The 24,814-nt window shown below is 43.4% G+C and carries 23 protein-coding genes; 22 read left to right on the top strand and 1 reads right to left on the bottom strand.

Annotated elements, in window-relative coordinates; all coding sequences use genetic code 11:
- Window positions 1–14 precede the first annotated feature (14 nt).
- The 17 genes from dapF (at window position 15) to spoVM (ending at window position 18,172) form a co-directional block, all read left to right on the top strand.
- Window positions 15–851 (top strand): diaminopimelate epimerase, encoded by an 837-nt coding sequence (dapF, locus tag PGLA_RS23055; protein ID WP_068537515.1) that lies wholly within the window; start codon window positions 15–17, stop codon window positions 849–851.
- A gap of 184 nt (window positions 852–1,035) precedes the next feature.
- Complete coding sequence (locus tag PGLA_RS23050) at window positions 1,036–2,910, top strand: bifunctional homocysteine S-methyltransferase/methylenetetrahydrofolate reductase (protein ID WP_068537513.1); 1,875 nt, start codon at window positions 1,036–1,038, stop codon at window positions 2,908–2,910.
- 35 nt (window positions 2,911–2,945) lie between these two features.
- Entirely contained in the window at window positions 2,946–3,842 is an 897-nt protein-coding gene (locus tag PGLA_RS23045) for a YicC/YloC family endoribonuclease (protein ID WP_068537511.1), read from the top strand.
- Window positions 3,843–3,898: 56 nt separating this feature from the next.
- Entirely contained in the window at window positions 3,899–4,159 is a 261-nt protein-coding gene (gene remA / locus PGLA_RS23040) for an extracellular matrix/biofilm regulator RemA (RefSeq protein WP_006209218.1), read from the top strand.
- A gap of 13 nt (window positions 4,160–4,172) precedes the next feature.
- Window positions 4,173–4,745: a guanylate kinase gene (gene gmk, locus PGLA_RS23035; RefSeq protein ID WP_068537952.1), complete on the top strand. Its 573-nt coding sequence runs from the start codon at window positions 4,173–4,175 to the stop codon at window positions 4,743–4,745.
- 61 nt (window positions 4,746–4,806) lie between these two features.
- A complete protein-coding gene (gene rpoZ / locus PGLA_RS23030) occupies window positions 4,807–5,022 on the top strand; it encodes a DNA-directed RNA polymerase subunit omega (protein WP_068537509.1) in 216 nt (71 codons plus the stop codon).
- Window positions 5,023–5,371: 349 nt separating this feature from the next.
- On the top strand, window positions 5,372–6,592 hold the full coding sequence (coaBC, locus tag PGLA_RS23025; protein ID WP_068537507.1) for a bifunctional phosphopantothenoylcysteine decarboxylase/phosphopantothenate--cysteine ligase CoaBC: 1,221 nt from the start codon (window positions 5,372–5,374) through the stop codon (window positions 6,590–6,592).
- Window positions 6,592–9,132: a primosomal protein N' gene (priA, locus tag PGLA_RS23020; RefSeq protein ID WP_068537505.1), complete on the top strand. Its 2,541-nt coding sequence runs from the start codon at window positions 6,592–6,594 to the stop codon at window positions 9,130–9,132. Before coaBC ends, priA begins: the two co-directional genes overlap by 1 nt.
- A 74-nt stretch (window positions 9,133–9,206) precedes the next feature.
- The gene (gene def, locus PGLA_RS23015; RefSeq protein ID WP_068537503.1) at window positions 9,207–9,689 is read left to right on the top strand and encodes a peptide deformylase; all 483 of its coding nucleotides are present in this window, start codon (window positions 9,207–9,209) and stop codon (window positions 9,687–9,689) included.
- 7 nt (window positions 9,690–9,696) lie between these two features.
- The gene (gene fmt / locus PGLA_RS23010; RefSeq protein WP_068537501.1) at window positions 9,697–10,635 is read left to right on the top strand and encodes a methionyl-tRNA formyltransferase; all 939 of its coding nucleotides are present in this window, start codon (window positions 9,697–9,699) and stop codon (window positions 10,633–10,635) included.
- On the top strand, window positions 10,632–12,014 hold the full coding sequence (gene rsmB, locus PGLA_RS23005; RefSeq protein ID WP_084411447.1) for a 16S rRNA (cytosine(967)-C(5))-methyltransferase RsmB: 1,383 nt from the start codon (window positions 10,632–10,634) through the stop codon (window positions 12,012–12,014). Before fmt ends, rsmB begins: the two co-directional genes overlap by 4 nt.
- Before the next feature lie 154 nt (window positions 12,015–12,168).
- Entirely contained in the window at window positions 12,169–13,209 is a 1,041-nt protein-coding gene (rlmN, locus tag PGLA_RS23000) for a dual-specificity RNA methyltransferase RlmN (protein WP_068537499.1), read from the top strand.
- Between the two features lie 7 nt (window positions 13,210–13,216).
- Window positions 13,217–13,993 (top strand): Stp1/IreP family PP2C-type Ser/Thr phosphatase, encoded by a 777-nt coding sequence (locus PGLA_RS22995; protein ID WP_068537497.1) that lies wholly within the window; start codon window positions 13,217–13,219, stop codon window positions 13,991–13,993.
- Window positions 13,990–16,170 (top strand): Stk1 family PASTA domain-containing Ser/Thr kinase, encoded by a 2,181-nt coding sequence (gene pknB, locus PGLA_RS22990; protein WP_068537495.1) that lies wholly within the window; start codon window positions 13,990–13,992, stop codon window positions 16,168–16,170. The genes PGLA_RS22995 and pknB overlap by 4 nt, the downstream gene beginning before the upstream one ends.
- A 95-nt stretch (window positions 16,171–16,265) precedes the next feature.
- Window positions 16,266–17,189 carry a ribosome small subunit-dependent GTPase A gene (rsgA, locus tag PGLA_RS22985; RefSeq protein WP_068537493.1) on the top strand — a complete coding sequence of 308 codons (924 nt, stop codon included), beginning with the start codon at window positions 16,266–16,268 and terminating at the stop codon, window positions 17,187–17,189.
- Between the two features lie 5 nt (window positions 17,190–17,194).
- Window positions 17,195–17,857 (top strand): ribulose-phosphate 3-epimerase, encoded by a 663-nt coding sequence (gene rpe, locus PGLA_RS22980; RefSeq protein WP_068537491.1) that lies wholly within the window; start codon window positions 17,195–17,197, stop codon window positions 17,855–17,857.
- Between the two features lie 234 nt (window positions 17,858–18,091).
- Window positions 18,092–18,172 carry a stage V sporulation protein SpoVM gene (gene spoVM / locus PGLA_RS22975; protein ID WP_068537489.1) on the top strand — a complete coding sequence of 27 codons (81 nt, stop codon included), beginning with the start codon at window positions 18,092–18,094 and terminating at the stop codon, window positions 18,170–18,172.
- A gap of 144 nt (window positions 18,173–18,316) precedes the next feature.
- Here the strand turns inward: spoVM and rpmB are convergent, their stop codons facing one another.
- Window positions 18,317–18,505 carry a 50S ribosomal protein L28 gene (gene rpmB / locus PGLA_RS22970; protein WP_068537487.1) on the bottom strand — a complete coding sequence of 63 codons (189 nt, stop codon included), beginning with the start codon at window positions 18,503–18,505 and terminating at the stop codon, window positions 18,317–18,319.
- A 353-nt stretch (window positions 18,506–18,858) separates the two neighbouring features.
- Here rpmB and PGLA_RS22965 point away from each other — a divergent pair, with 353 nt between their 5' ends.
- From PGLA_RS22965 to PGLA_RS29875, 5 genes are all read left to right on the top strand, one after another.
- Window positions 18,859–20,634: a DAK2 domain-containing protein gene (locus PGLA_RS22965; protein WP_068537485.1), complete on the top strand. Its 1,776-nt coding sequence runs from the start codon at window positions 18,859–18,861 to the stop codon at window positions 20,632–20,634.
- Between the two features lie 37 nt (window positions 20,635–20,671).
- Window positions 20,672–21,529: a DegV family protein gene (locus PGLA_RS22960; RefSeq protein WP_068537484.1), complete on the top strand. Its 858-nt coding sequence runs from the start codon at window positions 20,672–20,674 to the stop codon at window positions 21,527–21,529.
- Window positions 21,530–21,550: 21 nt separating this feature from the next.
- Window positions 21,551–23,602: an ATP-dependent DNA helicase RecG gene (recG, locus tag PGLA_RS22955; protein ID WP_068537950.1), complete on the top strand. Its 2,052-nt coding sequence runs from the start codon at window positions 21,551–21,553 to the stop codon at window positions 23,600–23,602.
- A gap of 63 nt (window positions 23,603–23,665) precedes the next feature.
- Complete coding sequence (locus PGLA_RS22950; RefSeq protein WP_068537482.1) at window positions 23,666–23,953, top strand: stage VI sporulation protein F; 288 nt, start codon at window positions 23,666–23,668, stop codon at window positions 23,951–23,953.
- Window positions 23,954–24,385: 432 nt separating this feature from the next.
- Window positions 24,386–24,715: a hypothetical protein gene (locus tag PGLA_RS29875; RefSeq protein WP_425415414.1), complete on the top strand. Its 330-nt coding sequence runs from the start codon at window positions 24,386–24,388 to the stop codon at window positions 24,713–24,715.
- Window positions 24,716–24,814: the final 99 nt, after the last annotated feature.

Genomic DNA, 24,814 nt, shown 5'->3' with positions numbered 1-24,814 from the left:
GGAGCGAGATAAACATGGAATTTACAAAAATGCACGGATTAGGTAATGACTTTATTGTTGTATACGGGGAACAGGAACTTCCTCTCAATGCTTCGGAGTTAGCTGTTCGTTTATGTAATAGATTTTTCGGTATTGGTGCTGACGGACTTGTGTACATCCTTCCTTCGGATGTTGCAGATTTCAAGATGAGAATTATGAATTCCGATGGTTCAGAAGCAGAACAGTGTGGTAATGCCATTCGTTGTGTAGCGAAGTATGTGTATGATCATGGGTATGTTACGGAGGATAAGATCACGATCGAAACCTTAGGAGCGGGCGCACAACAGGTACAGCTTCAAGTGAAGGATGGCAATGTGGAGAAAGTAACGGTTGATATGGGAGAACCCATGCTAGATGGGGTTCAAATACCGACGACAATTCAAGCTAACCCAGTCGTGAATCAACCCATCGATGCAAATGGACAGCAATTTCATTTCACTGCCGTATCCATGGGCAACCCTCACTGTGTGATTTATGTGAAGGATGCGGTCTCATTTGACTTGGGTACATGGGGGCCAGCACTTGAGGTACATCCTTATTTTCCGAAAAAAGTGAATGTGGAATTTGCTACAGTACAAGACCGGAGTCATGTAGATATGCGCGTGTGGGAACGCGGTGCGGGGCCTACACTAGCTTGTGGAACGGGGGCATGTGCCACACTCGTCTCCTCTGTACTGAATGGAACTACTGATCGCTCAGCATGGATTAGCCTTAAGGGTGGCGACTTGTTCATTGAATGGAACGAAGATGACAACCATGTGTATATGACAGGACTCGCATCTGTAGTGTATACAGGAAAGATAGAAGTGTAAGCGTCTAGACTCAGTCCGAATACGACTTAACTTAGCTTGTAGCTAGTATCGAAAGATATAAGGCTACAGGCTTTTCTATTCTAATCTCCTAATTCCTAGAACTATTTTCATATAGAACGCTTATCTTTAATAGTGATATATGATACATTTATACGAAACTATTATCAGGGTGGAGGACGGAAACATGAAACCGGATTTGCGGCAAGCATGGGAGAATAATGTGCTAATCGGGGACGGGGCGATGGGTACCTTTTTATATCAAATGGGTTTCCCCGTGGGAATTTCTTATGAAGAATTAAACCTAACTGCACCAGAAGTAATAATGGATGTTCACCGTCGATATGTGGAGGTTGGAGCTCAGGTATTAGAATCAAATACCTTCTCTGCTAACTTTGATAAATTGTCTAAATATGGACTGGAAACTAAGGTGGAAGAAATTAATCGCGCTGGCGTGAGAATTGCTCGGGATGCAGCGGGTCCTGACGGTTATGTACTAGGTGCTGTGGGTTCTATACGTGGAGGAAAGCGCACAAATGTATCTACTAAGAGGCTTAAAATATATTTTGAACAACAAATTGCTGCTCTTCTAGCAGAAGGCGTAGATGGCATCTTGCTAGAGTCATTCTATGATGTTGAAGAGTTAAGCATTGCACTTTCCCGAGTACGTAAGCTCAGTGATTTACCTGTCATATGTCAATTTGCTGTAGAAGACGTGGCGCGGACGTTGGATGGGTATACGATGACTGAAGCTTTACATATTTTACAGCAAGAAGGCGCTGATGTGATTGGCTTTAATTGCCGTACGGGTCCCAATGGGATGATGCGAGCTGTTGAAAGTCTTGGGGATCAATTAGGTGTACCTGTATCTGTATTCCCGAATGCTGGGGTTGCAGACTATGTGGATGGAGAGGTTCGATACACGGCAACGCCAGAGTATTTTGGAACAATGGCCTTACGATTTGCCGATTTAGGTGTCCGAATTGTTGGGGGATGCTGTGGAACAACGCCTGAACATATTAAAGAGATTTCCAAGGCATTAACGGGCTATGTTCCTAATCCTATTGATAAAAATCGCGTGTTGGCGTCTCCGGCGCCACGTGTAGTATATGAGCATACGAATGACAATGTTGAAGATGATCGTGAGCCTACGATTGTTGATCTTGTTAAACAACGGCATACGGTCATTGTTGAACTGGACCCTCCTCGTGACTTAGACATCAATAAATTTATGCTCGGGGCTGAGGCGCTGAAGAAAGCAGGTTGTGATGCATTAACACTAGCCGATAACTCGCTTGCAGTAACCCGAATGAGCAACATGGCCTTAGGGTATCTAATACAAGATCAGACGGGCATGCGTCCTTTGATTCATATCGCTTGTAGGGATCGTAATTTGATTGGTACACAGTCTCACTTAATGGGATTTGATGCACTTGGGATCGATCATGTCCTCGCAGTGACGGGTGATCCTGCCAAGTTCGGGGATTTGCCGGGATCAAGTTCGGTATATGACCTAACTTCTTTCGAGATTATCCGAATGATCAAACAGCTCAATGATGGGATAGCGTTCTCCGGAAAGCCATTGAAGCAGAAAGCGAACTTTGTAGTAGGAGCCGCATTTAATCCAAATGTGAAGCATCTTGATAAAGCTGTACAGCGTCTAGAAAAGAAGATTGCTGCGGGTGCAGACTATATTATGACGCAGCCTGTATATGATCCGAAACTGATCAGCTCGATTAAGGAAGCCACAGCACATTTGGACATGCCGATCTTTTTAGGCATTATGCCGCTTGCAAGTGGTCGGAATGCTGAATATCTACACAATGAAGTTCCGGGTATCCAATTGTCTGAAGAAGTTCGTGCACGTATGGTTGGTCTTGAAGGGGAAGAGGGAAGAGCGATGGGCGTTACCATTGCGAAAGAATTGATTGATGAAGCTATGAAACACTTTAATGGGATCTATATTATGACGCCATTTATGTTTTATGGGATGAGCGTTGAATTGACGGAGTATGTCTGGAAGAGGTCCGGTCGCGAAGTAACCCCCTTGTTTCGTTCATAATTATCAATTACAATAGATTAATGGATGTGGTGCCGATGTCATTCAGTATGACCGGATACGGTCAATCTGCCCTGCAACATGGGGGGTATAAGGTTGAAATAGAGATCAAATCCGTTAATCATCGTTTCTGTGAAGTGGTGCTCAGGATGCCTCGGGAATGGACGTGCTTCGAGGATGTTCTGAGAAGAACAGTGCAGAGTTACGTGAAGCGCGGACGGATTGATATTTATATGAATAAAGAGGCGGAATTAGACAATGTGGCGTTTGCCACGTTAAATCATTCCGCCGTTAAGGCGTATTTGCAAGCTGTTGATATCCTTCATGATCAATACGGTCTGGAAGGTAAGCTGACAGTGAAGGATATACTCGCTCTTCCTGATGTTCTGCTCTCTCCTGATCATATACCTACAGTTGATGAAGAGGATATGGAGTTATGGGGCGAAGTTCTTCAGGAGGGACTTCGGAGTGCACTTGAAAGTCTAAAGATCATGCGTTTCAAAGAAGGGCTTCATTTAGCTCAGGATGTTGAACAACGATTACATCGTTTGCAGGTTCTGCATGGTGAGATGCTAGCTCTTGCACCTCATGTGGTCGAGGAACATCGTATTAGGTTGAGACAAAGGCTTACGGAACTACAGGACCCTTCATTCAGCTTGGATGAATATAAGTTGTCAATGGAGATTGCTCTTTATGCGGATCGGTCCAATATTGACGAAGAGTTAATTCGAATGCAAAGTCATTTCGAGCAGTGTAAGGAATTACTTCATTCGGATGAGGCGATCGGGCGTAAATTGGATTTTCTAATTCAGGAAATGAATAGAGAAGTCAACACGATCGGTTCGAAAGCTAATCATTTGCCTTTGGTCAACCGTGTTGTCGAGATGAAAGCAGAATTAGAGAAGATTCGAGAACAAGCAGCAAATATTGAATAAGCATCATGCCTTTACGGACAGCATTGTGTCAAATGTATAGGGGGAAGAACTGAGATATGGCAATCAAACTCATTAATATCGGCTTCGGGAACATCGTATCAGCTAACCGCATTATTTCAATCGTTAGCCCGGAATCTGCGCCCATTAAACGGATTATCCAGGAAGCGAGAGACCGGCATATGCTGATCGATGCAACCTACGGACGCCGGACGAGAGCTGTCATTATTACTGACAGTGATCATGTCATATTATCAGCGGTACAACCGGAGACGGTTGCTCATCGTCTATCCAGCAAAGATGATGATAATGACGAATAAGATGGAGAGTAATATGTCTAAAGGATTATTAATTGTATTATCCGGTCCTTCTGGGGTTGGTAAAGGAACTGTATGTAGTGCGCTTCGAGGTAAGATGGATAATTTGGTATATTCTGTGTCTGCAACTACACGTGTTCCTCGCTTAGGTGAAGAGAACGGTGTGAACTATTTCTTTAAGTCCCATGATGAGTTCAATCATATGATGGCGAATGATCAACTTCTTGAATATGCTGAATATGTTGGTAACTACTATGGTACACCTCGTGATTTCGTTGAGGAGACTCTCCAGAGTGGGAAAGATATCATTCTGGAAATTGAAGTACAGGGTGCACTTAAGGTGAAAGAGAAGTTCCCAGAAGGCATATTTATTTTCTTGCTTCCACCATCATTGGATGAGCTGAAGGATCGCATTTGCGGTCGGGGTACGGAAAGTCAGGCTACGATTGATCATAGGCTTTCGGTTGCGGTTGATGAGATCAGTTTAGTAGGGCATTATGATTATGCTGTGGTGAACGATCAGATTGATGCAGCGTGTAAACGAATAGAATCTATTGTTATTGCCGAACATTGTAAGGTTAGAGGTTAGAAGTAGTCAACATTAAGACTACTACTATTGAACTTCATAATAAAAAAAGAGGTGTCCTATCATGTTATATCCTTCCATTGATGAAATGATGAACAAAGTTGACAGTAAGTATTCGTTGGTTGTAGCTTCTTCCCGTCGTGCAAGACAATTGCGTGAAGGCGGCAAAACAACGCTTAAAGAAACTAAATCTCATAAAAATGTTGGCATTGCTCTTGAAGAAATCTATGCTGATCAAATTGTTATTGAACCAGGAACTGCGGAAGAGAATAACAAGTAATTTTGTTTGATTACGTTTATGTAATATCCGTAAGTCTTCTTGTTACCCAACAACCGTAAGGTTGTTGTTTTTTTTCAAAATATAAGAAAGTATAAGTTTCACTTGATAGATTGAACTAAAGTTTATGCTCCCATATTCAATTACTTCTAAAGAAATTCATGAATATGGGTATCGTCTTTAGTTCAATCTATATTGATACTCTATTTCTTATATTTCCGCAGAGACGGATAACCTCCTTGAAAGAGGACGGCATAGTCGGTTCTGCTTGAAGAAACGGATGCCGTCCTTAAAAAAAAGGGCGGCACAGCCGTTTCTTCTTATGTATTCCAGATGAAAGGTGGGGGTATACATGTTGAACGGTAAAAAAATAGTGCTTGGTGTTACCGGTGGGATTGCAGCCTACAAAGCAGCAACGCTGTGCAGTAAACTTGTGCAAAAGGGTGCAGATGTACACGTCATCATGACATCTTCAGCACAACAATTCATAACGGAACTTACATTGCAGTCGCTATCGAAAAATCCGGTGTACAGTGATACTTTTGACGAACGTGAACCTTCGGTCGTTTCCCATATTAACTTGGCTGATCTAGCGGATCTGGTGATTGTTGCTCCCGCGACCGCCAATATGATTGCCAAAATGGCGCATGGACTAGCCGATGATATGTTATCAACGACGTTGTTAGCGACGACAGCACCTATTATGGTGGCACCTGCTATGAATGTACATATGTATCAGCATCCTGCTGTTATAGAGAATATGAGGATACTTGAGTCACGTGGTGTTTCGTTCATAGAGCCAGGGGAAGGCTTATTGGCCTGTGGGTATGTTGGTAAAGGTCGTATGGAAGAACCAGAAAGTATTGTACAAGTGATTGAACAGTATTTTGCTGAAGTGGGACAAGTCAAGCCTAGGCTATTAGAAGGCAAAAAGATCATCGTTACTGCGGGTGGGACAATCGAGAGAATTGATCCTGTTCGTTACATTACGAATGATTCGTCAGGTAAAATGGGGATCGCTATCGCTAAAGTAGCTCGTGATATGGGAGCAGAAGTATATCTTGTGGCAGGGCATATTGATGTAGCGCCTCCAAAAGATATCCATGTGATTCCGGTTCAGTCTGCTCAAGATATGTATGATGCAATCCTTGCTTTATGGGAAGACACGGATGTTGTCATTAAAGCTGCTGCCGTGGCGGATTATCGTCCTCGAAATGCTGCAGATCAGAAGATGAAGAAGTCCGGTGAGACGATGACACTTGAGATGGTGAAAACGGTCGATATTTTGGAGCAACTGGGTCGAATGAAGAAGTCTCAGTTCCTGGTAGGTTTTGCAGCTGAAACCAATGATGTGGAGACTTACACACGCGAGAAGTTGATTCGCAAAAACTGTGATTTGATGGTTGCCAATGATGTGACAACGGAAGGCGCTGGCTTCCGCTCAGATACAAATATTGTGCAAATTCACGATAGGAATGGTCTAGTAGAACAATTGCCTATGCTCTCTAAAGAGGAAGTTGCTCATCGCTTGCTTACGATTATGGCAGAACGAGTATGTGGTGTTCACTCTTGATGCAAATAGCTAAAGTCATAGTCGATGTTCCTGCTCGGGGAACGGATCGTCCTTTTGACTATCTGATTCCAGAATCCATGCGCGATTGGGTAGAGGTAGGAAGCCGGGTCGGCGTACCCTTTGGGCATCGAACGGTTCAAGGATTCGTAATATCGCTAGATCCACAGTCACAGACGGAAACCTTCAAGATGAAGCCGATTCAAGAAGTGCTAGATATTATTCCACCGCTCTCCCCAGAACTTGTAGAGTTAGCCCAGTGGATGAGTCGCGAGTATGCTTGCCGTTTTATTACAGCACTGCAGGTGATGATTCCCACTGCCTTGAAGGGGAAAGCAGAACGTTATATTTCTATAAATCATTCAGATGTTGATCAGCATGAGGATATTGAATATCGTGAAACACTCTTCGCGGAAGTATCATCTGTGAATAAGGAAGAACAGGACATTATTTCTTTCATCGCTCAAAAGAGTGAAGTGACGACGCAGCAACTGAGTAAAGCTTTTCCAGAATGTGCAGTGGCTTTGAAATCCTTGTTAAAAAGAGGTTTGTTGCAGGAAAATCAGTCTATTAAGGACAAGATGCAGAAGAAAACGATCAAGGGCGTTAATTTAGCGATCAGTAGTGAGGCTGCTCAAGAAATTATTGATCAATTTCCCGCAAAGGCAGCGCGTCAGAAGGAAGTACTTCAATTTATTGTGGACTCGATAGATTTTCTTCCTGTTGCTATGAAAACAATCATGTCTGCTCTTCAGGTATCATCAGGCACGGTGAAAAGTCTGGTTGAAAAAGGGTATGTGACGCTCGATGATTACGAAGTGTTGCGAGACCCTTATAAGGGTCGGCATTTCAAACCGACAACACCACTGACTCTGAACGAAGAACAACGACGCGCTTATGACCAGATTATGAATCCATTGAATGCTTACAAGCATGGTGTGTTTCTGCTACATGGTGTGACAGGGAGCGGTAAGACTGAGGTGTATTTGCAAAGTATACAACGGTGCCTGGAACAAGATCGACAGGCCGTTGTTCTTGTACCAGAGATTTCTTTGACGCCTCAAATGGTGGATCGTTTTAAGGGACGTTTTGGTGATTTGGTTGCGGTTATGCACAGCCGATTATCGGGTGGAGAACGTTATGATGAATGGCGCAAAATTCGTGAAGGTAAGGCTTCAGTCGTGGTAGGAGCGCGGTCTGCGGTATTTGCTCCTTTTTCAAACCTTGGCTTAATCATTATGGATGAAGAACATGAAACATCTTACAAGCAGGAGGAGAGTCCTAAATATCATGCCAGAAATGTCGCTGTACGTCGTGCGCAAAGCTCTGGAGCTGTGGTCATTCTAGGTTCTGCAACACCTTCCTTGGAGACATATCATGCCGCTAAATCCCAAGCTAACCCTGATTTCTCACCATGGTTACTTGAAATGCCAACACGTGCCTTAGGAAATAAATTGCCTGACGTAGAAATTGTTGATATGCGTGAGGAGTTGCGTGAAGGCAACCGTTCCATGTTTAGTCGATCTTTACATGCGGCGATTGTTTCACGATTAGAGAAGAAAGAACAAATGGTACTTCTGCTGAACCGGCGCGGGTACTCCACTTTTGTTATGTGCCGTGGCTGTGGTTATGTGGCTGGTTGTTCAGAATGTGATATTTCACTAACGTTTCATCAGAAATCGAATAATTTACGTTGCCATTACTGTGGTTATGCGGAACCTGTTCCTCAAGTGTGCCCAGAGTGTGGTAGCGAGCATATTCGGTATTTCGGTACAGGAACACAACGCGTGGAAGAAGAATTGGCGAAGTTGTTTCCTGGCATTCGCGTCATTCGGATGGATGTGGATACAACAACAGAGAAGGGCTCCCATGAAAAGTTACTGAAGCAGTTCGGCGATAGACAAGCTGATGTACTTCTAGGGACTCAGATGGTGGCTAAAGGTTTAGATTTCCCTGATGTGACACTCGTGGGTGTCATCACCGCAGATTCTGCATTGAATTTACCAGATTTCCGTGCTGCGGAGAAGACATTTCAGCTGTTAACTCAGGTAGCAGGTCGTGCGGGACGACATCATTTACCAGGTGAAGTACTGATCCAATCGTATACGCCTGAGCATTATTCTATTATTCATGCGAGTGGTCACGATTATACTTCATTCGTAAGAGAAGAGTTCAATCATCGTCGTGTACTTCATTATCCACCGTATTGTCGATTAATTCTCGTAACGATGTCCCATGAACAACTTCCGCTACTCCTGAGGATGGCTGAGAATATGACTTCTACCATACAAGGGAAGGCCAGACAACGTGGATGGTTCGGTAATCTCGACCGATTAACGCCAGATGCGCTAGATGTACTTGGTCCGGTGGCTTCACCTATTCCTAGGATTAAAAATAGATACAGATTCCAATGTATGATAAAATGGCGTGGGAACATTGACGCAATCGGGCTTGTCTTGGAATCGGCGGAACAGATCGAAGATTCACTACACGATAAGAACTTTCAGATTAGCATAGATATTGATCCGCAAATGTTAATGTGAGTGTGAGTAACATATATTAAGTATAAATCGTATGATTATACATGAGACTTTTGTTAAGGAAGGTGTTAAGACCAATGGCAATCCGAATTATTGTGTTAGAACCTGATGAGGTGCTTCATAAAATCGCTAAAGAGGTAACAAAAATCACACCGAATGTTCAGAAATTATTGAATGATATGGCGGATACAATGTACGACGCGGAAGGTGTAGGTCTTGCGGCGCCTCAAGTTGGCATTCTAAAACGCTTAATTGTAGTGGACGTAGGCGACGAGAATGGCCTGATCAAGATGATCAATCCTGAGTTGGTTGCATCCGAAGGAGAACAGTTCGGTCCTGAAGGATGTTTGAGTATTCCTGGAATTAATGGGGATGTTCGACGTGCTGAGACGGTTACAGTGAAGGGGCTTAACTCAGACGGTAAAGAAATAACGATCACAGGAAGCGGGCTTCTAGCACGTTGCTTCTTGCATGAAATTGATCACCTGAATGGTGTAATCTTTACCGACATTGCGGAGAAGGTGTACGAACAAATTCCAGAACGACTTGGAAAGGAATGACGGCTTCATGAATATCGTATTTATGGGTACTCCTGCTTTTGCAGTTCCCAGCTTGCGAATGTTACTTGAACAAGGGTACCATGTTGTCGCAGTTGTGACTCAGCCTGATCGCCCACAGGGACGTAAACGTGTACTTACTCCGACGCCTGTGAAGGAAGTTGCTCTTGAATACGGACTGCCAGTATTACAGCCACAGCGTATGCGTAGTCCGGAAGCAGTGGCTGAGTTAGCTGCTTATCATCCAGATTTAATTGTGACTGCAGCTTATGGGCAGATCTTGCCCAAAGCGGTACTTGACCTCCCTTCCCGTGGATGTGTTAATATCCACGGTTCTCTGTTGCCTAAGTATAGAGGAGGCGCACCTATTCAACGTTCGATTATGAATGGAGAGACCGTGACTGGTGTTACCCTTATGTATATGGCTGAAGGGTTAGATACAGGCGATATGATTGCGCAGGTAGAAGTCGCTATTGAGGAAGAAGATACTTCGGGGACGATATTTGAGAAACTTAGTGACGTAGGAGCAACGTTACTTCAAAGACAACTATCTAACCTTCTCGAAGGAGAAGTGAATAGAATTCCACAGAACGATGACGAAGCAACCTATTCGCCTAATCTTAAGCGTGAGGATGAGCAAATCGATTGGAATCGCAGCGCTCGAGATATTTATAATCAGATTCGAGGGTTAGTTCCCTTCTCAGGAGCCTTCACTCTCTGGGGAGATGAAGTATTTAAGATATGGGCGGCTACGCCATCATCTGAAATTTCATCTCATGATTCAGTCATTCCAGGTACCGTTCTTCAGTTAAGTGAACGTGGAATAGAAGTGAAGACAGGTGACGGATCTATATGGCTTACTAAAGTTCAGCCTAGTGGAAAGAAAGCGCTGGAAGTCGATGCCTTCATTCGAGGAACCAGTATGGTTGAAGGAACGGTGCTGTCATGAGTAACGATCGTAAACCGTCCAAAGGCCATAAACTGACAGCTCGTGAATTGGCGATGGATGTACTGACTCGGGTGGAACAAGAAGGGGCCTATAGCAATCTCCAGTTGAATGCGGGATTGCAGAGAGCTTCTCTTATCCGAGAAGATGCTGCATTAGCAACGGAATTAGTATATGGTACGATTGCGCGTTTAAATACGCTGGATTATTTCTTGAGACGTTATGTTAGTAAGGGAATGGACAAGCTTCAGCCTTGGGTACGAAGTTTATTGCGTATGAGTTTATACCAATTGATGTACTTGGACCGCATTCCACCTCACGCTGTAGTGAATGAAGCTGTCAATATCGCTAAAAGTAGGGGACATCAAGGGATTTCGGGTATGGTCAATGGTGTGTTGCGAAGTGTATTACGTGGTAAGGATGATCTAATCTTACCAGAAGGACTTACACCACTCGAAAGAATATCATTAGAACAGTCGCATCCGAGGTGGTTGGTGAAGCGCTGGATCAAACAATATGGGGAACAGACAGCAGAAGCGATCTGTGCCGCGAACAATGAACCTCCGTCGATTAGTGTACGTGTTAACACAACGATGATTACTCGCGAGAAGCTCATTCAAGATATGCTAGAACAAGGCATGGAAGTTATCCCTTCGCCGCTAACGTCAGAAGGTATTCTCGTTAAAAGTGGTGGGAATATGGCTTTAACGGATTGGTATCGTGAGGGATTCTTATCCGTTCAGGATGAAAGCTCTATGCTCGTTGGAGAAGCGGTTGGACCGAAGCCTGGTATGAAAATCTTGGACTGTTGTGCCGCACCCGGTGGTAAGTCAGTTCATATGACCGAATTAATGAAAGATGATGGCGTGGTCGTTGCTAACGATCAGTATCCTCATAAAGAGAAACTTATTCGTGATCAGGCGGAACGGTTAGGCCTTACATCTATTGAGACGACTGTTGGGGACGCATTGAATTTGAGGGATAAGTATCCTGACGAATCCTTCGATCGCATATTGTTGGATGCTCCTTGCTCAGGACTTGGCGTAATACGTCGAAAACCGGATCTGAAATGGACCAAAACGGTAGAGGATATTGAAGAGATAGCAAGCTTACAATATGAATTGTTAGAGAAAATCTCTCCACTTTTGCGAGTGGGAGGTATTCTGGTGTATAGCACATGTACGATTGAGCCACAGGAGAATGAAGAAATGATCAGACGATTCTTGGATAATCATCCGGAATTTGGTCATCCCGTGGAAGAGACATCAACGTGGTCCGAACTATACAGAATGACTGGGTCACAGGGTCAAGGCATACAAATATTACCTCAACACTTTAGAAGTGACGGATTTTTCATTGCACGGATGCAACGAAATTCCTAGTTTTTGAAGGTTTTAGCTTTATTTAAACCCGCTAGCCCTAAGGTTTAGCGGGTTTTCTCTTTTATTGTTCTATTTATCTGTGTTAAAATAGGAAGAATGAGAAACGATATGTATAACAATATGTATATTGAATAAAAAATCAGGTGGGATAAAAATGAAACCCTTTATATATGATTACAACTTAGACGATCTTCAAGAGTGGGCTAAAGAGAACAATGAACCAGCATTTCGCGCAGGGCAAATTTTTGACTGGGTGTATGTAAAGAGAGTTAATAATTTTCAAGACATGAGTAACTTATCCAAAGAGTTACGCCAAAAGTTGGAAGATCAATTCCAATTTGTAACCCTTTCTGAAATTACAAAGTTTGAGTCTAAGGATGGAACCGTTAAATTCTTATTCGCACTACAAGATGATCACGCCATCGAGACGGTTGTTATGAAGCATAATTATGGGAACAGTGTTTGTGTAACGACCCAAGTAGGTTGTAGAATCGGATGTACCTTCTGTGCATCTACATTAGGTGGATTGAAGCGGGATCTAACAGCTGGTGAAATCGTGGCACAAGTCGTTCAAGCGCAAAAAATATTAGATGAAAAAAATGAGCGTGTCAGCAGTATCGTTATTATGGGCACGGGAGAACCTTTTGAAAACTATGATGCAACGATGAAATTTCTGCGGATTATGATTCATGAGAAAGGTCTAAATATTGGTCAACGGCACATCACCGTTTCTACAAGCGGGATTGTACCGAACATATATAAATTTGCTGACGAGAACACACAAATCAATCTAGCGATTTCCATCCACGCACCAAATGATAAGCTGCGCTCTAAGCTAATGCCAGTTAATCGACGTTTTCCTTTTGATGACGTTATGGAGTCTTTGAGATATTATCTTGCTAAGACAGGTCGCAGAATTTCCTTCGAGTATGCCTTAATCGGGGGCGTTAATGATCAACCTGAGCATGCTCAGGAGCTAGCTGATGTACTTAAACATATGTTATGCCATGTGAATCTAATTCCAGTCAACCATGTACCTGAGCGTAAGTATGTAAGAACATCACGTAGTGATATTTTTCAATTCCAACGTATTCTTGCAGAAAATGGAGTGAATGTAACCATTCGGCGGGAACAGGGCCACGACATCGCGGCCGCCTGTGGACAGCTACGGGCGAAGCATATGGAGCTGAGGTGAGATAACTTTGATCGATCATATTCATGTTAGCCACATCGGACGCGTGCGTTCGGTAAATGAGGATTCTGTGAGGGTATGTTATACGGATTCAGGGTATACGCTTGGAATTGTTGCGGATGGCATGGGTGGACATAAAGCGGGGGACAAGGCAAGTCAACTTGCAGTGGATACAATATTTGCGGATTTATCTACTCTTGAAAAAGGAATGTCCTCTGAAGGGTTACGTGCAGCACTTAGCGATGCTATTCTGCATGCAAATGATGTTGTACATCGCGAAGCAGCGAACAACGAAGAGTATCGGAACATGGGTACAACGGTTGTTGTTTTGTTGATGGATGGATATTCGGGATGGATTGGACATATTGGAGATAGTCGTGCTTATAAAGTGACTGATAGTAAAGCTATTCAACTGACGGAAGATCATACGCTGGTTAATGAACTATATAAAAGTGGACAGATCACCCAGTCCGAATTAGAAACTCATCCAAGACGCAATGTGCTTACCAGAGCATTAGGGACGGATGCAGAAGTAACGGTTTCTTTCGACCCCGTTACTCTAGATAAGGGAGAAGTATTGCTTCTATGTAGTGATGGTCTTAGCAATATGGTGAGTTGTCTGCACTTGGGACAAGTCGCTGGAATACAAGAAATAACGCTTGCGGAACGAGCAGATCGTCTATTGCAACTAGCACTTCTGGCAGGAGGCGATGATAATATCACAATCGCCCTGTTTGAACTTAATGATGAAGTTCTAGTGGCAAGTATAAAGGAGTGGGATTCATGATCGGACACGAATTGGGTGGTCGTTATGAGATTATAGAGCGAATCGGCGGAGGCGGTATGGCACTCGTATATAAAGCCCATGATATTTTGTTGGGTCGAAACGTTGCCATTAAAGTACTGCGCCAACAGTTCGTGCACGATGAAGAGTTTATCCGGCGTTTCCGCCGTGAAGCACAATCCGCAGCATCTCTTTCACATCCAAACGTTGTGAGTATTTACGATGTAGGACAGGAAGACGAAATTCATTATATCGTTATGGAATATATTGAAGGATTTAATTTGAACGAGATTATAAAAGAGCGGGCACCCTTGCAGGTGGAAGAATCTGTTAGGATTGCATCGCAGATTTGTGATGCGCTCGATCATGCACATCAGAATCAAATCATTCATAGGGACATCAAGCCTCATAATATTCTTATTGGTCGGAATGGACGCGTGAAGGTGACTGATTTCGGGATCGCTCGTGCGGTAACATCGACAACCATTACTCAGACGGGCTCGGTCATCGGATCTGTACATTATTTCTCTCCTGAACACGCTAAAGGTGTGAATACAGGGGAAAAGTCGGATTTGTATTCGTTGGGTATTGTGATATACCAAATGTTAACTGCGACGCTACCCTTTTTGGGGGAAAGTCCGATTAGTGTAGCCTTGAAACATTTACAAGAAGAGTTTGATGATCCACGAGATGCGAATCCACTCATTCCACAAAGTGTAGAGAATGTTATTCTGAGATCCATGCGTAAGAATCCACAGGAACGTTACCAATCTGCTAAAGAGATGTTAAAGGATTTGGAGACTTGTTTACTTCCTGAGAGGCGCAATGAGCCCAGAATACACTTCTCTGAAGTAGATGTGGATCAGACTAGAGCTATGCCTGCTATTAAGCCAGTATCAAGAGGAACCGTTTCTCGCAAACGAGACAAGTCACTGTTTGATGAGGATGATGAAGCTGAGAAGCCGGTAGACAGCGGACAGAAGAAGAAATGGGTAAAGCCTACAATTTGGATTTCCTTGACTTTGTTTGTTCTCATAAGTATGGTTGGCGTGATCTGGTATGTGAAAGCCATGATAGTCGTTCCAGATGTAACGATTACGAATGTTGTTAATGTGCCAGAAGCAAAGGCTGTGGCTGAATTAGAAGCACTTGGGCTTGTCATTGATCCTATAATACGTACTTATAAAGAAGGTTTTGACGAAGGCGTTGTGTATGAACAGAGTAAGAAGGAAGGAACTGTTGTTAAGGAAGGTTCTTCCATTCGGCTTTCTGTAAGCACAGCTAAGCCGTTGAAAGTTATGCCTGATCTAAAGACGAAGTCCTTTGATGAGGCAAAAAAAGATCTAATCGACTTAGGCGTTAAAGAAGAGAACATTCAGCCGCCGAAATCTGAGTACAGTGAGGAACCTTCTGGAAAGGTTATTCGTCAAGATCCAGAAGCTAAGTCTGAATTCGATCCAGCAACGGACCAAATTGTTCTGACGGTCAGCCAAGGAAAAGAAGAAATTAAAATGCCAGATTTGGTTGGCAAGACGCAGAAGCAAGCCGAAAGTATGCTTAAGGAATTGGGCTTAAAGCTGGTTGTCGAGGAAGTTGCTGATTTCAAGAATGAAAAAGGTAAGGTCATTAAGCAGTGGCCTTATGACGCCAATGAGTCTGTATCTGTGGGTTCAGAGGTAACCATTACAGTGAGTACGGGATACCCTCCAGAAGTATTGAATTATACGTTTAATGTACCTGTTGCCCCGACAGAAGACGGGAAAAGAAGTAAGATTCGTATTGAATATACGGATGCGCGAAATGAAGATGGGCAGAAAAAGGATTGGGGAACAAAGACGATTAATTCTACACAAGTGTTCTCGATTGATTTAGTGCTTGCGCCTAATATGGATGCTGTTGTATACCTCTCTCGTGACGGCGAACTATTTGATACGTATCATATTTCGTATAATGATGTTAAGAATGGTTCAGTGCCAGAGGCAGTCATTCCTCAGACGGATCCAGTATTGCCAACGGAAGGGACGGAAGTGCCTGAGGATCCAAATCAAGATCCAAATCAGGATCCTGACAATGCAGAAGATGTGGATACAACGGCTCTGAAGACATCGGATAGCAAACATAAAGTTGCTAAGTTGGATAAGGGCAACAAAGGTAATAACGGAAACAACGGAAAAAAATAGTGATAATGGTAACGGTATTGTAGTGACTTCGGGCAAACCCTGAATGTGTATAGTATAACCATCCATAGTTCCTTGGAAAGTGAGGCCATTCATGTATGCCAGATGGTGTAATCGTAAAAGCACTGAGCGGTTATTATTACGTTAAGCCGATTGAAAACGGCAAGGCGGTAACTACGGAAGGGCAATCAGCTATTCAATGTAGAGCTCGTGGAGTGTTTAGGAATAGAGGAATATCTCCGTTGGTAGGAGATCATGTCGTGTATTCCTTATCAGATCATAATGAAGGTACGGTGAATGAGATCATGCCACGCCATTCTGAATTGATCCGCCCGCCGGTGGCGAATGTTCAGTTTGCAGTGTTATTATTTTCTTTACGTGAGCCAGACTTAAATCTACCGCTTCTGGATAAGTTCCTTGTGCATATCGAGCACTCTGGGCTCGATACGTTGATATGCCTGACGAAGCAGGACTTATTAGAGGGTGAAGAGATTGCTAAGGATGATCCTATAACGTATGTACAAGAACTCTACGAACGAATCGGTTACGAGGTTATTGTAACAAGTACCCGTACGGGTAGAGGACGAGAGCAATTGCGCGAACGTCTTGCGGGACACATTTGTGTATTCTCTGGACAATCAGGCGTAGGTAAATCATCTCTTCTCAACGCATTAATGCCAAGTCTTAACCTAGAGACGAATGAGATTAGCATGAAGCTGGGTCGAGGTAAACATACGACCCGGCATGTAGAGCTTATTGAATTGGATAATGGCGCGTTTGTTGCAGATACCCCAGGATTTAGCCAACTGGACTTCTTGGAGATGGAAGTGGGTGACTTATCCGCTTGTTTCAGGGAGTTCGAACCTTACGCTGCAGAGTGTAAGTTCAGGGGATGTAGTCATCTACATGAACCTGGGTGTAAGGTGATTGAAGCTAAAGATAAAGGTGAAATTGCACGGATACGCTATGATAATTATGTTCATTTCTATGCAGAGATGAAAGATAAAAAGCGGAGGTATTGACTGAAATGATCAAAATTGCGCCATCCATATTGTCTGCTGATTTTGCTAAGTTAGGAATGGAGATTGCCGAAGTTGAAGCAGGAGGGGCAGATTGGATCCACGTCGACGTAATGGACGGACATTTTGTCCCTAACATTACGTTAGGTCCTCCTATTGTTAGTGCCATCCAGCACTATACAACACTTCCTCTTGATGTGCATTTAATGATCGAACAACCTGAACGTTATATCGCCGATTTCGTAAAGGCTGGTGCGAAGGTCATTACTGTGCATGCGGAAGCTTGTACACATTTGCACCGTGTCGTGCATATGATAAAGGAAATGGGCGTGCAAGTTGGGGTTGCTATTAATCCTGGGACTCCAGTTTCGGTGTTACAGGAAGTATTGCCAGATCTTGATATGGTACTGATTATGACCGTGAATCCTGGTTTTGGAGGACAGTCATTTATTCCTCGCACACTCGACAAAATACGTGAGGTACGTCAAACTTTGAATGAATCTTCGCTATTGGATGTGCATATACAGGTGGATGGTGGCGTTACCGTAGATACGGCTCCGCTGGTTGTAGAAGCAGGTGCGGATGTGCTGGTGGCTGGTAGTGCTGTGTTTGGTCAAAGCAATAGGGCCCTAGCGATTTCCCAGATTAGAGCGAGTATAGAAGGAAAGTAACAGTGTGACTTTAAGAAACTCTGTGGTCTTCGGCTAATCAGTATGGATAGGTAGATCAACTTATAAGTGTAATTTAACTGTTGTCCCTTATTAGTATGAGTCATAGGGCACGCTGTCCCCGCATAAATATGGTTACATGAGCAGAATTCTCATGTAGCCTTTTTTGTTGTCAGTCACAGTGAAGGCTCAGTGGATCAATATCGGAAGGCATGAGAATGATGGGGAGGGTGAGACATGAAATTTTACACATTCAAGTTACCAAGGTTTTTGGGAGGGTTTGTCAAAGCCATTCTTAACACATTTCACAAGAATTGACCGCTATCGTTCTCTGGCATGCCGTCCAATGAAAAAAAACCTCTGACTGCGGCATAGAATAGAATCAAATTTCACACAGTCCGAGGAATGAAAAAAGCACCTGATGAAAACAAGGTGCTTTTTGCTTATATGCTGTTGTAGATATTAGGCGCGAGTGACTTTACCTGACTTCAAAGCACGAGTACTAACGTAGACGCGTTTTAGTTTACCATCCACCAAAATACGAACTTTTTGAACGTTAACGCCCCAAGTACGACGATTGCGGTTGTTGGCGTGAGATACATGGTTACCAGTGCCTGGTTTTTTACCTGTAATATAACATTTGCGAGACATAGATTACACCTCCTTGTTCCAATACACCTGCATAAAACAATACTTATATATTCTATCACAGCAAAAAATGCTTAGTCAACCATCCTAAAAACATTTATTTCTTTTGGTTCTTATAGTACAATATTATATAGTCAATATTAAACGTATAAATACGAGTGAATTAAGCTGGTGTGATAGGGTTTTCTCTTGATTGACAACATAGACCCGAGGGGTGGACACATCGGAAAAAATTTATAGATCTTTGATTGATGAATGAAAGAACGTAAATTCGATTGTGACTGTAGTGTTATTAAATAAAATATAAATAAAGATGCCAGTTGTTGGTGTATCAAGCTAGGAAGGGGATCTCTCACTTGAGTATGCGTACTTTAAATGGAACAGATTTTGCCGCAATGGTGTTACTCGGAGCGGAGCAACTGCAGCAACATGCAGAGCATGTTAATACCCTTAATGTATTTCCAGTACCAGATGGAGACACGGGAACAAACATGAATTTGACGATGACTGCGGGTGTTACTGAATTAAAGAAGAATAATTCTGAATCTATAGGACATAACTCGGGGGTATTATCTAAAGGGCTCCTCATGGGAGCACGTGGTAATTCGGGCGTCATTCTATCTCAATTATTTCGTGGATTTGGGCGCTATGCAGCACCATATCAAGAACTGAACACGCAACAATTCGCTGCGGCCTTGCAGGTTGGCGTTGAGACGGCATATAAGGCCGTAGTTAAGCCTGTTGAGGGTACAATCCTCACGGTATCTAAGGAAGCTGCTAAACATGCTGTACACTTCGCCAGACGAACCAACGATATCATAGAGTTGATGGAACAAGTACTTATGCAAGCGAAAGAAACACTATCCCAGACGCCAGAACTATTGCCGATACTTAAGCAAGTAGGCGTAGTGGATTCCGGTGGACAGGGTCTTGTTTACATTTATGAAGGATTTCTACAACATTTAAAGTACGGCACTGGGCTTAAATTAGCGGAGCAACAGTCAACAATCCAAGCTCCGATTGTAAATCAATCACCGATTCAGGTAGGTAAGCGGAGCTTGGACATTCCTATGAGTGCTCAATCACGATTAGAAACGGAAGACATTGAGTTTCTATACGATATGGAATTCTTTATTAACCGTCAGCTTGGAGAGGTACAAGGCAGTCTATTTGATGAAGAACAATTCCGGAAGTTGTTGTCAATAAATGGAGATTCCATTATCGTGATTCCTGATGATGAGATCATTAAAGTTCACGTGCATTCCAAGACTCCGGGTGAAGTTCTGAATTTGGCTTTGAAATACGGAGAAATTACGCAAATTCATATCTTGAATATGCGTGAACAGCATCGTGATTTACTCTCATCCGGGGTGGATAGTTCCCCAATGCCAGAGATCTTTGCTGATATTCCAATGAATGAAGAGGTCCCAACACCAGTATCAGTTGAACCTCCTGCGGATGAATTGGCTCCTTATGGTTTCATTGCGGTGTCTTCTGGAGAAGGTATTTCAGATATTTTCACGAGCTTGGGTGTAGACGCTATTCTCTCTGGTGGACAAACCATGAACTCCAGTACAGAGGATTTCGTGAATGCGATTTCTGCGATCTCCGCGCAACATATTTATATACTGCCGAACAACTCCAATATTGTATTGGCAGCACAGCAAGCACGGGAATTGCTGGAGGGAGAACGCAGTGTAACGGTTATTCCAAGTAAAAGCATACCTCAAGGAATGGCAGCTGCTTTTGCCTTTTTAGAAGAAGAAAGTACAGATGTCAATACGGAGAATATGTTGGCAGCTATTGCACATGTGAAGTCGGGTCAGGTTACTCATGCGATTAGAGATACTGTCATTGACGAGATAGAGATTAAGGCAGGACAATATATTGGTATTCAGAATTCGAAGATTGTAACGGCTAACGCCGATTTACTCGGTACTTGCCAAAGCTTACTTTCCGAAATGCTGGTGAATAATGATGAGATTGTGACTGTACTTACAGGTGAAGAAGCTAACCCAGAAATGACAGCACAACTGAGCGCTTGGTTGGAGGAAACGTATCCTAAAGCCGAAGTAGAGATTCATGAGGGTGGACAGCCTATTTATTACTATCTATTTTCAGTAGAGTCTTAAATATTTGTCATGTATACATGTAAGAGGGGGGATTTCTTTGACACATACCGTTATTGTCACGGATAGTACATCTGATATTCCAGAAGAGCTAGCAAAGAGTCATGGTATTCACGTTGTTCCGCTTCGTTTGCAGTTTGGAGACGAGTCTTTTCTAGACGGAGTGGAGATTTCGGCGAAAGAATTTTATGAACGGTTAGGGAAGGCTGAGCAGTTGCCAACGACATCGCAGCCTTCTCCTGCGGATTATGTGCGGGTGTACGAGGAAATTCAACAGGAGTATCCAGGTGCATCCATTCTTTCTATTCATATTTCCTCCGCATTAAGCGGGACTTATCAATCTGCACTTATCGCTAAATCTATGATGAATGAGAACGTGGATCTTACGATTGTTGATTCTCTTTCGGCCTCTTATGGTTTCGGTCTACTGGTTGTACAAGCGGCTCGTCTTGCTAGTCAAGGTATAGCTGTAGAGGATATCGTCGTAGCGGTCGAACAAATGCGTAAGGGTCGTAAGCTTTACTTTCTTGTAGATACGTTAGAATACTTGCAAAAGGGAGGGAGAATCGGTAAAGCGGCAGCCCTTTTTGGGACGTTACTTAACATTAAACCCATTCTCTCCATTGACCAAGAAGGCGTTATCTATCCCGTTGAGAAGGTAAGAGGTCGTAAAAAAGCTGTTGCACGAATGATTGAATTATTTCAACAGGACCTAGGTAATATTGAAAAAATAAATGTGGCGGTGGGTCATACAGCAAACCCTGCTTCGGCTGAGGAATTTTTGGAAGAACTCTCATGTCATTACAAGCTGGAAGAAGTCGTGTTAACGAACGTCGGTTCTGTCGTAGGCAGTCATGTGGGCACAGGAACTATCGCTGTATTTATATGGCCCACTTGAATTGAGGTGTAGATGATGAATATGAACCTTCATTTGGATGAAATTTCAGTTAAACAGGTTCGCGGCGTGAGTGCTCTTAAAGAAGGAGAGCTTCACGCCTTTGGCATTTTTACGGTTAAAGATTTATTAGAGTATTATCCTTATCGTTATGAAGACTACCGTCTACGTTCTTTAAGTGACGTGAAGAGCGGAGATAAAATCACCATTCAGGCTAAGGTGATAGGGACACCTGTCATGCAACGGTATGGTGGTAAATCACGCTTAAGTTGCAAGATGATGGCTGAAGAGCGGATGTTTACAGCGACATGGTTCAACCGTCAATTTCTACGTGATCAATTGATCGCGGGCCGTGAGATTATATTGAATGGCAAATGGGAACAGCAGCGAATGCAGCTGACCGTGTCAGATTCGGAGTTCCCGGATCAAGGCGTGAAGCGAGGTGGTACGCTACAGCCCGTTTATTCTATAGGGGCTAATATCACGCAGACGTGGATTCGTAAAATCATCGCACAAGCGCTAGTACAATATGGCGATATGATCCCAGAGATTCTTCCTCATGATATCCTGCAAAAGTATAAAATGTTGCCGCGTAAGCAGGCTATTTCTATTATTCATCTACCCGAGGATACCAAGGAAGGACAGCAAGGCAGACAGCGGATGGTGTATGAGGAGTTGTTCTTGTTTCAGTTGAAGATGCAGGCTTATCGAGCGGTAACTAGAGGCCGAATGGATGGCATAGTACATACGGTGCAGAATGCCGTCGTACGTGAATTTGTAAGAAGCCTACCTTTTGAGTTGACCGATGCTCAGAAGAAAGTAGAACTGGAAATCTTACATGATATGCGAGCGACGTATTGCATGAATCGATTGCTTCAAGGTGATGTTGGATCAGGGAAAACAATTATCGCAGCCATTGCTCTTTATACAACAGTACGTTCAGGACTCCAAGGTGCACTGATGGTACCTACTGAGATATTAGCAGAGCAACATTTGCGATCATTAGTCCGTTTGTTTGAACCTTTTGGAATTTCAGTTGGCCTACTGACGGGCAGTGTGACGGGACGTAAACGTAAGGATCTACTGGCATCATTGCAAATGGGAATGATTGATGTCGTCGTAGGGACACATGCGTTGATTCAAGATGAGGTATTCTTCCGCGATCTAGGATTAGTTGTCACGGATGAGCAGCATCGATTTGGCGTTAATCAGCGTAGCGTGTTACGTCGTAAAGGCTATAACCCAGATGTATTGACGATGACAGCGACACCGATCCCCCGTACGCTAGCGATTACAGCGTTTGGTGATATGGATGTCTCCACCATTACGGAGCGTCCTAAGGGGCGTATACCGATTACTACGTATTGGGTGAAGCATAGCCTGATGGACCGGGTGCTTGGATTTATCTCCAAAGAAGTAGATCAAGGTCGGCAGGCTTATCTGATCTGTCCGTTGATTGAGGAATCAGAGAAGATAGACGTGCAGAATGTGATTGATCTTCATATTCAGATGCAACAAGCCTTTCCAACCTATCGTGTAGGTATATTGCACGGTCGAATGACACCTGCGGAGAAGGAAGAAATCATGCAGGCTTTCAATAACAATGAAGTGCATTTACTTGTATCAACTACGGTCGTAGAAGTTGGGGTCGATGTTCCTAATGCTACGCTCATGATTATTATGGATGCTGACCGGTTTGGACTCTCTCAGTTGCATCAGCTAAGGGGACGTGTAGGGCGTGGGGCGCATGCTTCATTCTGTATATTAATTGCTGATCCCAAGTCTGAAGTAGGACAAGAACGGATGAGGGTTATGACGGAGACCGATGACGGCTTCGAAGTATCTCGCCGCGATCTTGATTTACGTGGACCTGGAGATTTCTTCGGCACGAAACAAAGTGGGTTACCTGAATTTCGCCTTGCGGATATGGTGAGTGATTTCGCCGTGTTGGAGCAGGCTCGGGATGATGTGGCTGTGTTGGTGGGTGATGCTTCTTTTTGGACATCCTCCTCGTATGAGCCACTTCGCCGTTATCTACAACAGGAAGAGGTTTTCCAAGAAAATCTGATTGATTAGGCACATTGGACAAACCTGCCGTCATATACTGGGAAAGATTGAATTGACGGGAGGTGCCTATCTTTGGGTTATCAGCAGTATGGAATCAGCCCGCAGTTAGTAGAGCGGATTAAGCTTAAAATGAAAAATTCAGCTTTGAAAGAGCGTGTCAAAGGTCTCCTTGATGGCATTACTAAACAGGATTTACAAAATGGTCCCAAGGTACAGCGATTAGTGAAGTCCATAGGAAGTGTATTGAACGAGAAGTTTACATCTGCCGAAGAAGAACAAATTGTCCGTTTTGTCTTAAGTCAACGCATTGATCCTAATAATACCTTTCATCTTATTAAGCTATGGGGTATGTTTCGGTAGTTCATACTTAACGCGTAGAGCCCTCGGGGGATTGCCCTGGGGGTTCTTTTTTGTGAATAGTCTACCATCATGAGTATTCGGGGGAGTGCGCATAGGGAGGAATGATGAACCCCTTGGCAAGCAATTCTTCAGAATAAATTCAGGATCTCCCTCACTTTATCTGCAGATTGATTAGCTAGCATAAGAAGTGTTAAACAAGGGAGGCAACCTAATATGGCATTCAATATACATTCGCCAGGACAAATCGGGATTGTGACCCCGAGCTCCAAATATTTAGCCAAAAAAATGCTTGATGCTGTTCCATGGAACTAATTGCACGCCGCTGCCGAGCTTGGTACGGGTACGGGGGCAATCACGAAATACAATCAAGCTGTCGTCAGTAAAGGTACCAAAGTTGTTCTCTTTGAAAAAGACTCCTATCTGTAAAAGAAATTGCAACATCAATTCCCAAAATTCACATGTTATACGGATGGCTATGAAATCCAATCTGCCTTGGAACAAGAAGATGTCGTTCAACTCGACTGCGTTTTAAGAGGGCTTCCCTTTTATAACTTCCCTAAACCGATGAGAGATCGGTTAATCGAGCAAATCCGATTATCACTTAAGCCCGGCGGCTTGTTTATTACTTTTCAATACTCCTTACAGATGAAACAACAGCTAAGCGATAATTTTGAAATCAAGGAGATTCTGTTTGTCCCTATGAACGTTCCACCGGCATTTATTTATGTCTGTCAAAAGGGAGCCTCAACGGGTGAAAGGTAAAATGGCTGAGTTTAAACCATGGTTATGGATATTGGTGATTCCCGTCTTAAACATTTTTTACGGCATATTAAACCACGGCGGTTCGAACGTCAGTAGCAT

Source organism: Paenibacillus glacialis, from assembly GCF_001637205.1.
In the GTDB taxonomy this organism is placed as follows: domain Bacteria; phylum Bacillota; class Bacilli; order Paenibacillales; family Paenibacillaceae; genus Paenibacillus_AQ; species Paenibacillus_AQ glacialis.
The sequence above is the reverse complement of the archived record's forward strand: the minus strand, read 5'-3'. Positions and strand labels throughout refer to the sequence as shown.

Coding starts and splice junctions, on each gene's coding strand:
- dapF (WP_068537515.1), top strand. CDS start 15: ATGGAATTTACAAAAATGCACGGATTAGGTAATGACTTTATTGTTGTA.
- PGLA_RS23050 (WP_068537513.1), top strand. CDS start 1,036: ATGAAACCGGATTTGCGGCAAGCATGGGAGAATAATGTGCTAATCGGG.
- PGLA_RS23045 (WP_068537511.1), top strand. CDS start 2,946: ATGTCATTCAGTATGACCGGATACGGTCAATCTGCCCTGCAACATGGG.
- remA (WP_006209218.1), top strand. CDS start 3,899: ATGGCAATCAAACTCATTAATATCGGCTTCGGGAACATCGTATCAGCT.
- gmk (WP_068537952.1), top strand. CDS start 4,173: ATGTCTAAAGGATTATTAATTGTATTATCCGGTCCTTCTGGGGTTGGT.
- rpoZ (WP_068537509.1), top strand. CDS start 4,807: ATGTTATATCCTTCCATTGATGAAATGATGAACAAAGTTGACAGTAAG.
- coaBC (WP_068537507.1), top strand. CDS start 5,372: ATGTTGAACGGTAAAAAAATAGTGCTTGGTGTTACCGGTGGGATTGCA.
- priA (WP_068537505.1), top strand. CDS start 6,592: ATGCAAATAGCTAAAGTCATAGTCGATGTTCCTGCTCGGGGAACGGAT.
- def (WP_068537503.1), top strand. CDS start 9,207: ATGGCAATCCGAATTATTGTGTTAGAACCTGATGAGGTGCTTCATAAA.
- fmt (WP_068537501.1), top strand. CDS start 9,697: ATGAATATCGTATTTATGGGTACTCCTGCTTTTGCAGTTCCCAGCTTG.
- rsmB (WP_084411447.1), top strand. CDS start 10,632: ATGAGTAACGATCGTAAACCGTCCAAAGGCCATAAACTGACAGCTCGT.
- rlmN (WP_068537499.1), top strand. CDS start 12,169: ATGAAACCCTTTATATATGATTACAACTTAGACGATCTTCAAGAGTGG.
- pknB (WP_068537495.1), top strand. CDS start 13,990: ATGATCGGACACGAATTGGGTGGTCGTTATGAGATTATAGAGCGAATC.
- rsgA (WP_068537493.1), top strand. CDS start 16,266: ATGCCAGATGGTGTAATCGTAAAAGCACTGAGCGGTTATTATTACGTT.
- rpe (WP_068537491.1), top strand. CDS start 17,195: ATGATCAAAATTGCGCCATCCATATTGTCTGCTGATTTTGCTAAGTTA.
- spoVM (WP_068537489.1), top strand. CDS start 18,092: ATGAAATTTTACACATTCAAGTTACCAAGGTTTTTGGGAGGGTTTGTC.
- rpmB (WP_068537487.1), bottom strand. CDS start 18,505: ATGTCTCGCAAATGTTATATTACAGGTAAAAAACCAGGCACTGGTAAC.
- recG (WP_068537950.1), top strand. CDS start 21,551: ATGAACCTTCATTTGGATGAAATTTCAGTTAAACAGGTTCGCGGCGTG.